This window comes from Vibrio sp. FE10 (assembly GCF_030297155.1).
GTDB lineage: Bacteria > Pseudomonadota > Gammaproteobacteria > Enterobacterales > Vibrionaceae > Vibrio > Vibrio apostichopi.
This window is the reverse complement of record NZ_AP028067.1, coordinates 41888-54333: the sequence shown is the minus strand read 5'-3', so window position 1 is coordinate 54333 and position 12446 is coordinate 41888. Positions and strand designations below refer to the sequence as shown.

At 44.6% G+C, this 12446-nt stretch carries 9 protein-coding genes, 5 tRNA genes and 3 pseudogenes; 4 read left to right on the top strand and 13 right to left on the bottom strand.

Features of this window, described 5'->3' with window-relative positions; genetic code table 11:
* Positions 1-70: 70 nt before the first annotated feature.
* Positions 71-511, bottom strand: a pseudogene (locus QUF19_RS00255) (IS30 family transposase); the annotation flags it as partial.
* A gap of 214 nt (positions 512-725) precedes the next feature.
* Positions 726-890: pseudogene (locus QUF19_RS00250) on the bottom strand (Tn3 family transposase); the annotation flags it as partial.
* Between the two features lie 194 nt (positions 891-1084).
* On the opposite strand from QUF19_RS00250, the pseudogene QUF19_RS26405 reads away from it, so the two are divergent.
* The 4 genes and pseudogenes from QUF19_RS26405 to QUF19_RS00240 all read left to right on the top strand — a co-directional run bounded on the left by QUF19_RS26405 (position 1085) and on the right by QUF19_RS00240 (position 2484).
* Positions 1085-1369: pseudogene (locus QUF19_RS26405) on the top strand (transposase).
* A gap of 48 nt (positions 1370-1417) precedes the next feature.
* The gene (locus QUF19_RS26400) at positions 1418-1582 is read left to right on the top strand and encodes a hypothetical protein (RefSeq protein WP_353505923.1); all 165 of its coding nucleotides are present in this window, start codon (positions 1418-1420) and stop codon (positions 1580-1582) included.
* Complete coding sequence (locus QUF19_RS26395) at positions 1528-1881, top strand: transposase (RefSeq protein ID WP_353505917.1); 354 nt, start codon at positions 1528-1530, stop codon at positions 1879-1881. Before QUF19_RS26400 ends, QUF19_RS26395 begins: the two co-directional genes overlap by 55 nt.
* A 351-nt stretch (positions 1882-2232) precedes the next feature.
* The gene (locus QUF19_RS00240; protein ID WP_029223702.1) at positions 2233-2484 is read left to right on the top strand and encodes a DUF6482 family protein; all 252 of its coding nucleotides are present in this window, start codon (positions 2233-2235) and stop codon (positions 2482-2484) included.
* A 76-nt stretch (positions 2485-2560) separates the two neighbouring features.
* Here QUF19_RS00240 and QUF19_RS00235 read toward each other — a convergent pair whose 3' ends face one another.
* The 11 genes from QUF19_RS00235 to QUF19_RS00185 form a co-directional block, all read right to left on the bottom strand.
* Positions 2561-3802, bottom strand: coding sequence for an NADH:ubiquinone reductase (Na(+)-transporting) subunit B (locus QUF19_RS00235; RefSeq protein ID WP_286295276.1), 1242 nt, complete (start codon positions 3800-3802; stop codon positions 2561-2563).
* 203 nt (positions 3803-4005) lie between these two features.
* Positions 4006-4974 carry an SPOR domain-containing protein gene (locus QUF19_RS00230; RefSeq protein ID WP_286295275.1) on the bottom strand — a complete coding sequence of 323 codons (969 nt, stop codon included), beginning with the start codon at positions 4972-4974 and terminating at the stop codon, positions 4006-4008.
* Between the two features lie 187 nt (positions 4975-5161).
* Complete coding sequence (locus QUF19_RS00225; protein WP_017112126.1) at positions 5162-6100, bottom strand: ABC transporter permease; 939 nt, start codon at positions 6098-6100, stop codon at positions 5162-5164.
* Between the two features lie 2 nt (positions 6101-6102).
* Positions 6103-7080 (bottom strand): ABC transporter permease, encoded by a 978-nt coding sequence (locus tag QUF19_RS00220; RefSeq protein WP_017112127.1) that lies wholly within the window; start codon positions 7078-7080, stop codon positions 6103-6105.
* 178 nt (positions 7081-7258) lie between these two features.
* Positions 7259-8812: an ABC transporter substrate-binding protein gene (locus tag QUF19_RS00215; protein WP_017112128.1), complete on the bottom strand. Its 1554-nt coding sequence runs from the start codon at positions 8810-8812 to the stop codon at positions 7259-7261.
* Between the two features lie 96 nt (positions 8813-8908).
* On the bottom strand, positions 8909-10636 hold the full coding sequence (locus QUF19_RS00210; protein WP_286295272.1) for a dipeptide ABC transporter ATP-binding protein: 1728 nt from the start codon (positions 10634-10636) through the stop codon (positions 8909-8911).
* A gap of 1004 nt (positions 10637-11640) precedes the next feature.
* Positions 11641-11717 (bottom strand) — tRNA-Pro (locus QUF19_RS00205).
* A 55-nt stretch (positions 11718-11772) separates the two neighbouring features.
* A tRNA-His gene (locus QUF19_RS00200) sits at positions 11773-11848 on the bottom strand.
* Between the two features lie 44 nt (positions 11849-11892).
* A tRNA-Pro gene (locus tag QUF19_RS00195) sits at positions 11893-11969 on the bottom strand.
* Between the two features lie 76 nt (positions 11970-12045).
* Positions 12046-12121: transfer RNA gene (locus QUF19_RS00190), tRNA-His, on the bottom strand.
* Positions 12122-12169: 48 nt separating this feature from the next.
* Positions 12170-12246 (bottom strand) — tRNA-Arg (locus tag QUF19_RS00185).
* Between the last annotated feature and the right edge of the window lie 200 nt (positions 12247-12446).

Genomic DNA, 12446 nt, shown 5'->3' with positions numbered 1-12446 from the left:
AAACGCAACACCAGCCCCCTTATGCAGCATTCAAGTGCTGCTAAGGGAGCTGGTGAATAAAACCCTAAACACTGACGTCGTTGAAGTCCGTTCCCTTCGGGAGGAATCGTCGAATGAGACCATTGGTGTGCTCATTCAGACCACGCTCCCATGAACTATACGGCTTAGTAAAGTAAAAACCAGCATTGGTTATCTCCGCGACTTCTTGATGACCAGCGAACTCAGTTCCATAGTCTACCGTGATGGTCTTAAATTCATAGGGAGTGGACTGATGTACATCTTTAAACCCTTCAATAACCGCCTCTGTAGACTTATTTTTAATTCTTCTTATTGTCACGACTTTATAGGCCTTATCAACGATGGTGAGTAATTGATATTTATGATTTTTACCGACGATAGTATCGATTTCCACGTGACCCATTTCCGTTTTTTCATCGGCGATTGCTGGACGCTGGCTAATGTCGATTCTGTTCTTAATCGTAGATCGAACCCTCCCTGAGCGTTTATAAGGGTATTGCGCACACTTCCCCGAAAAGCTTATTCTTCATTTTATGGCTAAGTTAAGTCACAGAAGTAATATCACCTAACTCAGCGTTTGAGGTAATTGGGTGGACACTTTCGATCATACTTCCTAAGTTCAGCATGTCTTCTTTTTCTTCAAAGACGTAGTGTCCCGTCAATTGAATATGCCCCCAGGCTACTGGTGAAATATTTGCTAGGAGATTGATAACATCATCATTTTTCTGCTTCTCGAAACTTTCTACAAGGGCAGATAGCAATGCTGAATTGTAGTAAATTATGCAGTTGGCAATCAGACGGGCACAGTCGTTCCATTGCTCAACCTGATAATCATTTCCACCCCGTAACTGATCTCCGTTAAGGTTTCCTATTGCACAGGGCTTTGTTGCGTAATTTAGTGTAACTAAATCAAGAACTCACGAGCTGATCAGCTACGTCCACGACCTCTCGTAGCTCTATGCCTAAACCTCGTTACAAAACAATCAACTGGAAACAATACAACTAATCACTCATTAACCGCGGGTCTCTGACCTTTTGGATTGATGAAGAGGCGATAAGCGGGTGGGTGCAAAGCAAACAGAATAAGCGCGGGAGACCACGTCGGTTCAGTGATTTGGCTATCACGACAGCGCTCATGGTGAAACGAGTTTTTCTATGCCATTGAGAGCGCTGCAGGATTTATCGACTCAGTATTTGGACTTGCCCATGTTCCATTAAGTTGTCCGCATTACACTGCATCAGTCGTAGAGCAAAGCAAGTTGAGGTTTCATTTAAGACTAAAATGAAAGGAGCAATACAGCACCTAGCCATTGATGCGACTGGCCTTAAGGTTTATGGCGAAGGCGAATGAAAAGTCAAAAAACACGGTACGGACGGCAAGCGTAGAGTCTGGCGAAAGCTGCATATTACAGTTGATACAAGCACTCATGAAATTATTGCAGCCGAGCTAAGTTTATCGACGGTTACAGATGGCGAAGTCCTTAACAAACACGCCGAAGCATCCTTGAGGTGTCTGGTGATGGTGCTTACGACACGAGAGCGTGTCACGCTGCTATTAAGATGAAGCGAGCCGTTGCGCTTATTCCCCCAAGAGAAGGGGCTGCCTTCTGGGAGCGTGGTCATCCTCGAAATCTTGCAGTAGGCTGCCAGAAGTTATACGGCTCAAATAAGTATTGGAAAGAGCGGTATGGTTACCACAAACGCTCACTCTCAGAAACGGCGATGTATCGAGTTAAACAGTTGCTAGGAGGACGATTGAGCTTAAGAAATTACAATGCACAGGTGGGTGAAACTTACGCGATGATAAAAGCGTTGAACAAGCTCACTGGGTTAGGCATGCCTGAAACTTGTCGTGTTGACTAAAAAGCATGCGAAACAGGGAGGGGGGGGGCTCTATTTCTAAATTTAATTGCGCAACAAGGCCTGATTAGTCTGGAAAATCAGTTTTCCAGACTTTCTTTTTCTCTAATTTTATTCAATTTCACGGTTTTTCTGGAAAGCCATCATGACGCTTTATCTAGTAAAGGTTTCCAGACTTTTCCCAGAGTGACATCTAAATAGTAAATGGATACCATGAGATAATCAACGCCTATTGTTGATAACTCTTAAAAAGCAGGCCTTGTGCCTGCTTTTTTTATGCCCACTCTTGAACCTTCCCGCTCAACTCCACGTAACACAGATACTGACCTATCTAGAACAGCAATGGAGTTTGTTATGAACCTACTAATTGAATCATTCGAAGGCGGGATCTACTTGGCTTACCAAATCATTGGCGAGCAAAAACAGTTAATCAAAGACGACCACCAGCACCCAATGAAGTTTTTGAGTGTTAACCAAGCACGCGACCACTTTAGCGATCAAGGCGTGGCATCGGCAATGCTAGTTCACAACAGTGCCTACGACGAAATGTGTGGTGAGCATTGTGGTAACACCCAACCGTTCGAGATTGATTTGAAGTGGAGTTAAATCAACGTCAAAGCAATCGCGATAAAAATGGAAAGGCTTGCACATCTGCAAGCCTTTTTCGTTGGGGTTTTATTTCTTATCGTACTGTGCGTTTTTGTCTGCGTTTGATGTTTTGCTCTTTCACAACAAAGTCGAACAATGGTGCGAAGAGGTTGGCGAACAGGATGGCCAACATGATGCCTTCTGGATAAGCAGGGTTGAGCACTCGAATACCGACCGTCATTACGCCGATAAGAATCCCGTAAGCCCACTTACTCTGATTGGTAAAAGCGGCAGAAACTGGGTCGGTCGCCATGAAGAAAGTACCAAAAGCAACACCGCCTAACACAAAGTGCCAGTAGAACGGCATCGAGAACATCGAGTTGGTATCAGAGCCAATCCAGTTCATCAAGCTCGACGTCACGACGAGGCCGACAATCACACCGGCGACAATGCGCCAAGAGGCGATCTTCATGACAATCAGAATCAGACCCGTCAACATGATGAGCAATGAAGACACTTCACCCATCGATCCTGGGATATTACCAATGAAGGCATCCATCCAAGTGATCGCCTCACCTGTCATGTTATTCATAAGCGAAGTGCTGCCGCCTTCATACCATTGGCTTAAAGGCGTTGCGCCTGAATAACCATCAGCCGCTACCCATACCAAGCCACCCGACATGTTGGCAGGATAGGCGAAATAGAGAAAGGCTCGACCAGCAAGGGCTGGGTTAAGGAAGTTACGTCCTGTACCACCGAATAGCTCTTTCGCGACAACGATACCAAAGGTAATACCTAGCGCAGCTTGCCATAACGGGATAGTCGGCGGAAGAATTAAGGCAAAGAGAACCGAGCTAACAAAGAAGCCTTCGTTGACCTCATGTTTACGCACAACGGCAAACAACACCTCCCAAAAACCACCGACAACGAAAACCGTCGCGTAAACGGGTAAGAAGTAGAGAGCGCCGAGCAACATCTGACTTCCCCAGCCACTTGCCATCAAGGATTGAGCATCACCAAATGCCCACGACAAGCGCCAGCTGCTCTCGATAACCAAGGTCAGCTCATTGAGTTGATAACTGGATGTTAGTGCCGAGACACTCTGGTGTCCGACGTTATACATCCCCCAGAACATGGCAGGAAAAGTCGCCAGCCACACCAGAATCATAATACGCTTGAGATCGATACTATCTCGAACGTGGGTCAAGCCTCGGTTTACGTTGCCGGGCGTATAAAAGATGGTGGCAAACGCCTCATAGACTGGGTAAAGCTTTTCGTACTTACCTCCGGCTTCAAAACGCGGGGCTACGTCTTCTAATCGTTTCTTCAAACTCATAATCTCAATCACCTTATTGCTTGAGTTATGGTTTTCTACGCACCAACTGCTCTATTTGAACAATTTTTAGCGATTTTTAATCAAATTTGTATTGATGAAACGAGTCAGAATTCAACAACAAAACCGACGTTGAGAAAGTTAGACGCATAAACAACAAAGCCCCAGCAATGGCTGAGGCTTGTTTAGTCTTATAGCGGTCGTTGTTACTTCACGCACATCACATTGAGTAATGAAGAGCCTTTGAGCTGATTTACGTTACCGTTGGTGAACAGGCCTTTTTTATCCGCTCCCCAATAAGGTAGGTGCATTGGCCAGTTCTGCTTTTCCATGACTTTAGAGCCAAGAATGCTCTGCCACTGCTGCTCATTCATCAACTTCATGCCGATCTGATTACACACAAGTTCGGCACTACCAAAATCCAAACGGCTCCAAGGCTTTCCCTGCTCCATATAAAACTGCTGTTTATGGTCCGACAAATATGGCACCGCATACTTGTTGCCCGCAACATTAGCGGTCACACGAACTTCGATATCGAGATCATTGCCCGAACTTGAACCATTACTAGGAATCGCTTGGATTGCGGCTGCACTCGTTGCGGCTACCGCTGAAGTAGTGGCCACAGGTTTCGCTGCAGGCTTCACTGCTGGTTTTGGTTTTACAGGAGCTTTCGGCTTAACCATTTTTGGCTCTGCCGATTTTGCAACGATAGGCTGTGATGAGGTCTGAGACTTATCAACCATGCGAATGAAGGCTTCGCTGTATCCAGACACTTTACGCACCTGAGCCAGATCTTTTCTCGCATCAGAGAATGTCGAATAAGGGCCAATCAGACAGCGATAATCGCCGCCTTCAGGCTTCATCCATACATTGGTCGAGATCTTTTCATAAAGAGGCTTAGCTCGGCTCAATGACAAAGGCTTATTAAGCAGGCCACATTGAACCCAAAACAGTTCATTAGCTGAATGACGTTTAGGCGCCTTGCTGCCCCAAACACCCTTACCGATCGGACATGATTGTTCTAGCTGTGGTAATTGATTAGTGCTTGCTTGAGTAGCATCACATAGAACCGATTCTGCGTTAACCTGGCTCGATGCCAAGAGGGATGCAGCAATAAGCCCCATACGATAATTTTTACTCACAGCACGACATACAGCATTCATTGTCAATTTCATAACCACCACTTAAACCCTCTCGGGCTAATTGTTACCGATTCTATGTCGATAAAACATGAATTCCATTTTAAGTATTATTGACCATGTCAATAATACTAAGTTCCAGATCCATTAAGCAAAAAAAGAGCCGTAATTGCTTACGGCTCTTAGTTTAGTGATTTTTTTTACTAAAAATCAATCCGTGTTATCACCCTTTATAAATTTTAGGGTTAAATACGTCACGTAACCAGTCACCTAATAGGTTGATCACTAGAACGAGTGTTACCAAAAGCACACCTGGGAATGCTGTGATCCACCATGCTCCAGAGAAAATGTAGTTAAATCCGGTACTGATCAGGGCACCCAGTGACGGTTGGTCGACTGGCAAACCTAAACCTAGGAAAGAAAGTGCCGCTTCCGACATGATGGCATTTGCCACCTGTACCGTAGAGATAACCAAAATTGGCGACAAACAGTTCGGTAGAATATGGCGGAACATAATACGTGGCGCTTTAAAGCCCATCACGCGAGCTGCTTCTACATATTCTTTCTTCTTCTCTGCCAATACTGATGCACGAATGGTACGCGCATACTGAGGCCATTCTGCAATACCAATGATCACCACCAGCATGACAACAGCGTATTGCGCATAGAAGTCACTACCAAAGCTTGCCTTAAAGATGGCAGACACAATGATCGCAACCATCATGGTCGAGAAAGAGAGCTGAACATCCGCAAAACGCATCAAGAAGCTATCAATACGGCCACCGAAGTAACCCGCAGACAAGCCAATGATGATACCAAGCGTCAGTTGTAGACCTACCGCTAAGAAACCAATGGTCAGTGATAAACGCGAACCGTAAAGCATGGTCGATAAAATATCACGGCCTTGCTCATCCGTTCCTAGCAAGAAGCGATCTTCGCCGTCTTCCATCCATGATGGTGGAAGTTCAGAGTCCATGATATCAATCGATGTCACGTCGTACGGGTCTGTTGGCGCTAGAATAGGTGCTGCTAGAGCCATCACTAAGAAAATTGAGAAAATGGCGAAACTCACCATTGCCACTTTGTCGCGTAAGAAGTAATACACAATGTCAGATTGCTTAAAACGTTCCCAGCGAGACGGCACTGTCGATGTCTGTTCCATGATTATGCTCCTTTCCCTGTGATGTTAACGGTTGGGTTGATAACACCGTAAAGCAAATCAACAATCGTGTTAGTCACTACGAAAATAAGACCAACAAAAATAACGTAGGCGGTAATCAGCGGTGTATCTACACGGTTGATCGCTTCTAAGAATAAGAAGCCTGTACCTGGCCACTGGAAAACCGTTTCAGTAAGAATGGTGTATGCCACCATAGTACCAATCTGAACACCACCAACGGTAAGTACCGGTAGCATGGTGTTTTTCAATGCATGTTGGTAATAGATTTTGTTTAGTGCTAAGCCTTTCGCTTTGCCGAATTTGATGTATTCCGAGCTCAATACTTCCAGCATTTCAGAACGTACGAGACGAATGAAAAGCGGTAGCATGATTGAAGCTAAAGCAATACTTGGAAGCACAAGGTGAGCCAAGCCATCAAGTGTTAGGAAGCCAGATTCCCAACCAAACCAGTTTGCCGTATCACCACGACCAAAGGACGGTAGCCAGCCTAACTCGATAGAGAAGACATACATCAACATAATGGCCGTCAAGAACACAGGCACCGAGATACCGACACTACTGCCCGCCATAATCAGCTTGGTAAAAAAGCTCTTAGGGTGAATAGCGGAGTAAACGCCTAGTGGAATCGACAGACAAACAATAATAATAGAAGCGCCAAACACTAACTCTAGTGTGGCTACTAGCTTATCGAGAATTACGTCCACAGCCGGACGCTTAAAGAAGTACGAAGTACCAAGATCACCCTGTAGAGCAGCGCCTACAAAGCGAGTGTATTTTGTAATGAAGGGATCATTTAAGCCGAGTTCATCACGTAGCGCTTGACGCTCCGATTCTGAAACAGATTGACCGACTAACTCACGCAACGGGTCGCCCAGGTTATCCTGTATGGCAAACGCCACCAAACTGATCACAAACATCACTATCAGTGCCTGAAACAGGCGCTTGACCAGAAACGTAACCATTCCTTGCCCCTTATCTATCCATGACTATCTAATCAAAATCCGCGACTAGATAAAAAATTTCAGTCTTAAAAAAGGTATTTAGCCAGACTGAAGGAAGACCAAATACCGAAACTTAAATCTATTTCTTAATAATTCGAGAGCCTGAAAAGCTTCAGGCTCTCGATTCTAGCAAGCTAGATTATTTTACAACTAGGTCGCCGAAGTAAGGCATAACCATTGGGTTTACTACGTCTGCTGCACCTACGTTAGACTTCGCGCCCCACGCTTCACTTTGCCAGTGAAGAGGAACAAACGCTGCGTCATTGTAAAGTGTTGCTTCAACGCCTTTCAGCATTTCAGAACGCTTAACAGGGTCAGTTTCAGTGTTAGAAGCTTCTACAATTGCATCCATCTCTGGGTTTGAGTAACCAGAACAGTTGTATTGGCCACGACCCGTTTCTTCGTTACGAGTCATTGTTAGGAACTCACTGAAGTTAGCTGAATCTTCTGTATCTGAGTGCCAACCGATCATCATCATATCTGCTGAACATAGGTCAAACTCAGGCCAGTATTGCGCTTTAGGCATAGTCTTAAGATCAACTTTGATACCAATCTTAGATAGCATTGCCGCTGACGCTTGAGCAACTTTTGCATCGTTCACGTAACGGTTGTTTGGTGCCATCATCGTTAGCGTAAAGCCATCTTCGTAGCCCGCTTCCTTCATTAGCTCTTTTGCTTTTTTCAGGTCGTAACGAGGTACTAGTGCATCATCGTGACCCGCGTAGCCTGTTGGGCTTTGCTGACCAGCTGCAGTAGCGAAACCTTTCATGATTTTCTTAACAATACCTTCATTGTTAATCGCATGAACGATTGCTTGACGAACGCGAACATCTTTAAGCGCTTCGTTGCTGTTTTGGTTCATTTGGAACGTAATGATACGAGTACCAGGCAGCGTCACTAGATCGATGTTTTTAGCGTTTTTAACACGCTTGTGATCGTTCGGTGCTACTGGGTGAATCATGTCTACATCGCCAGAAAGAAGTGCCGCAACACGTGTTGCATCTTCTTTGATTGGAACCAATGTTAGCTTGTCTACGTTACCTTTCGTTTCTGTATCCCAGTAATCGTTGAAACGCTCAAACGTTACTTTAACGCCTTGCTCACGTTGAGTTACGATGAATGGACCTGTACCTGAAACGTTTGTAGAAGCGAACGAGTTACCGTGCTTAACTAGCTCAGATTTGTCATTACCTTCGGCTGTTTGGCCTGAGTAAAACTTGCTGTCCATTGGGAAGATGTAAGTTGCTGTTTGTAGTACTAGTGGGTAAGCCGCTTTAGAGACTAGTTCAACTGTGTAGTCATCCACTTTTACCATCTTCTCGTAAGGCGTGAAGATAGACTTAAAGTCTGGAGATGCTTGTAGACGTTCGAATGTCCACACAACATCGTCAGCTGTTAGTTCATTGCCTGAGTGGAATTTAACACCCTGACGTAGATTAAAGCGGAAAGTCGTTTCATTGACACGTTCCCAGCTTGTCGCTAGGCGGCCTTCAAAATCCATCTCTTGAGTGAAACGTACTAGAGGGTCAAACACCATGTGAGACATTTGCAGTGTGCCGCCAGATAGCTGCTCGTGCGGGTCAAGTGACACTGGGTCAGCTGCGTAGCCAACAGTAATATCTGCTGCTGCTGCACTAAAGCTTAGGCCAGCTGCCATCAAAGCTACTGCTAATTTGCTTTTCATGGTTTTCATTGCATAACTCCTTCATGCGGGAATCCAGATCCCTAGTTGTTGTATTTGCGTCTGTTATTGTATTTCAGGCAGGCTAAGCCTCTAACCTGCTGAAATTTATATTGCGGCTTGTGCCACTGCTTTTTCTTCTCGTAAGCCTGTAAATTCAGGCATTAAAGAAATTAGGTGTTGGCTATATTCATGCTGTGGAGAGTTAAATAGCTGCTCAGTTGGCGCCACTTCCAGTAGCGTACCCATCTGCATCACACCAACACGATCACACATCTGACGAATAACCGGTAAATCATGACTGATGAACAGCATGGTTAGGTTGAGTTCGTCTTGTAGATCTTTTAATAGGTTTAGGATCTGCGCTTGTACCGATACATCTAACGCCGATGTTGGTTCATCACAAATCAATAGGCGAGGTCGCGTTGCCAAAGCACGAGCGATAGAAATACGCTGACGCTGACCACCTGAGAATTCATGCGGGTATTTAACCCCTGCCATTTGTCCAAGGCCAACATGATCCAATAAGTCATGAACAATCTGACGAGTTTCGTTCTCGTTGCGAGTCAGTTTATGGAAACGAATAGGCTCTGCGATGATGTCAAAAATCTTCATACGCGGGTTCATTGACGTATACGGGTTTTGGAAAACCATCTGCATTTGACGACGCATTGGGCGACGTTCTTTTTCAGATTTAAGGCCAGTAAGATCGACACCTTCAAAGGTTACTTTGCCTGAGTTAGGTGCGTATAGGCCTGCGATGACACGTGCAATGGTTGATTTACCAGAACCCGACTCACCCACTAGACCAAAGGTTTCACCTTCATGCACTTCAAAGCTTACGTTGTTTGAAGCTTGCACATACTCGCGACGGCTTTCGAAGAAAGAATCTTTTGTCGTGAATCGTAGGTTAACGTTTTCTACGTTCAGTAGCGGACCTGTGTATTCACGATGATCTTGGCTTTGACCTAACCAGTGATTTTTTACATCTAAGGTTTCCATCTCGTGTGCTTCTTCGATGTAGCTAACAAGAGGGAAACGGTCGAGTTTACGGTCTGAGCGAGGAACGGCTGAAATCAAGCTGTGCGTGTATGGGTGTTCAGGTGTACCCAATACTTGTTTCGTTGGGCCGAATTCAACCAGATCACCACGATACATAACCGCAACACGGTCAGTCACGTTAGACACAACACCCATATCGTGGGTTACCAACATACAACCTACGTTTTTCTTAATACATAGATCGCGAATCAGGCCTAAGATTTGGTCTTGGATAGATACGTCTAGAGCCGTTGTTGGTTCATCGGCGATGATCAGGTCAGGTTCGCCTGCCAATGCAATCGCGATAACCACACGCTGACGCATACCACCAGAGAATTGGTGCGGATACTGTTTAAGGCGGTTTTCAGGTTGTGGGATACCCACTTGGTTCATTAAGTCTAATGAACGCTGATAAGCTTCTGCATCCGATACCTTCATATTGGCATGGATGGTTTCTTTTAATTGCTGTTCTACGGTAAATAGAGGATTAAGAGAAGTCATTGGATCTTGAAAGATAAATCCAATCTTAGAGCCGCGAACTTTACGCATCTCTTCCGGAGATAAACCCGATACTTTTTCACCATCAAGGAACACTTCACCGCTCGCAATACGACCGGGAGGGCTTAGCAAATCAATCACAGCATTACCTACTGTTGATTTACCAGCGCCAGATTCACCAACAACACCGACAATCTCGCCGCGTTCAATGCTAAACGACAGTGACTTTACTGCAGCGTGTACACCATGACGTGATGGGTATTCGATACGAAGATTTTTTACTTCTAAAAGTGACATTACCAGACCTCTACTGCTTTGGCAGCTCTCTGCCCTGTCTGCAAAATTGAATCCATTCTTACCAGAATATTGTTCTGATATTTTATACGGTTGACAATTTGGCAAATAATTCACAGAAAAGCAACAAAAATAGGATAAAAAGTCGACATTAAACGCTTAGCAAGCAAAAGTACCACATAAGTATTCACGTAGATAGCATATAGTAAGAAAAAACAACATCATATTGTTGGTAATAAACACTCACAAATCCCTTACTACTACTTACTTGTAGAGTTAAACTTATGGTTCAAAGCAGATCTCACTGTCAGTCACTAAAAACAAATAATTATTCCAAAAAACAATTAACACTATAGAAACAAACGCTAACTTTATTAATTTAAGCAAATAAAACAACCAGATAGATCTCATTTAGCCATACATTCCACCTCTCCTATTGCTTCAGCAAATACAAACAAGAAAAACGAAAGGTTTAATAAATTAGAGAAGACTTTGAGCAACTGGGTGTAAAGAAAGTTGTTAAATACAGGCCTTAGTGAGCAAATTTGGGGTCAGTTTTCACTTTTCATAAAAGTCTTTAGACCAAACTCATTAACCTGTCGAATAATTGAGTGATTTATTTATATAAAATTAGATATAGATCTGCACATTTCATAAAGCATTGATCTCAATTAAGGCGTGAAAATCTAGAAAATCGATGGTGGGTGTTTTATATAGAGAGCGCTGGAGTGAAGTGGTGCTACGCAAGATATCGGAATGAGCGAGTTCCCAGCACTTAAAATCAACAATTGAAGAGTTTCCGATACGATAGATGTAAAAAAGCCTCTTTATTTCTGACGCGGACGGCTAGTTGAGGCTTCTTAAGCGATCGGTTAAGAGGGATTCGGCGCGGCAGGGCTTCCTGCGGATTGGCGATCCACTGGGCTGGCGCACCAGCCTTCTGGTCCCAAACTCTCGAAACTCCAGATGCAAAAAAGCCCCGTCATTTCTGACGAGGCTTCTTAAGGTGGTCGGTGAAGAGGGATTCGAACCCCCGACCCTCTGGTCCCAAACCAGATGCGCTACCAAGCTGCGCTATTCACCGAGACGTTTCGTTTGATTTCTCAAACAGGGAACTTCAAAGAAGCTACCAAAATTAATGGGGTGGCTAACGAGATTCGAACTCGCGACCACCGGAATCACAATCCAGGGCTCTACCAACTGAGCTATAGCCACCACTAATTTTTTATATAACCGCTATCAAGCGATTATTGAAATAGTGGTCGGTGAAGAGGGATTCGAACCCCCGACCCTCTGGTCCCAAACCAGATGCGCTACCAAGCTGCGCTATTCACCGACTAATTTCGTCTCGACTCTGGGAATAATGAGTCAACACTGGAAGCCGAAGCTACCGTTATTTTGTAAAGAAAGAATGGGGTGGCTAACGAGATTCGAACTCGCGACCACCGGAATCACAATCCAGGGCTCTACCAACTGAGCTATAGCCACCATTGTTTCTTTTTTGCCAATTCTCACTTACCGAAGTAAGAGACCGGATGGCGCGCCTGAAAGGATTCGAACCTTCGGCCTTTGGCTCCGGAGGCCAACGCTCTATCCAGCTGAGCTACAGGCGCATGCCCTGTCGGCGGAGTGGAATAATACGTATATCACCTAAGGTCGTCTAGTACTTTTTTAACTTTTTTTTCTGTTTGGTCTCTTTTTCGACAGTTAATATGTGATAAACCCCTTATTTGAGTACTACAACCCTCTGGAGCTTATAAGTTGTTGTTTATTGCAACAACTTATCAGGATATAATCACCCATTATTTACATT

Bases quoted from the DNA above. Each gene is read 5' to 3' on its own strand.
- QUF19_RS00225 (WP_017112126.1), bottom strand. From the start codon at position 6,100: ATGGAACAGACATCGACAGTGCCGTCTCGCTGGGAACGTTTTAAGCAA.
- QUF19_RS00220 (WP_017112127.1), bottom strand. From the start codon at position 7,080: ATGGTTACGTTTCTGGTCAAGCGCCTGTTTCAGGCACTGATAGTGATG.
- QUF19_RS00235 (WP_286295276.1), bottom strand. From the start codon at position 3,802: ATGAGTTTGAAGAAACGATTAGAAGACGTAGCCCCGCGTTTTGAAGCC.
- QUF19_RS00210 (WP_286295272.1), bottom strand. From the start codon at position 10,636: ATGTCACTTTTAGAAGTAAAAAATCTTCGTATCGAATACCCATCACGT.
- QUF19_RS00215 (WP_017112128.1), bottom strand. From the start codon at position 8,812: ATGAAAACCATGAAAAGCAAATTAGCAGTAGCTTTGATGGCAGCTGGC.
- QUF19_RS00230 (WP_286295275.1), bottom strand. From the start codon at position 4,974: ATGAAATTGACAATGAATGCTGTATGTCGTGCTGTGAGTAAAAATTAT.
- QUF19_RS00240 (WP_029223702.1), top strand. From the start codon at position 2,233: ATGAACCTACTAATTGAATCATTCGAAGGCGGGATCTACTTGGCTTAC.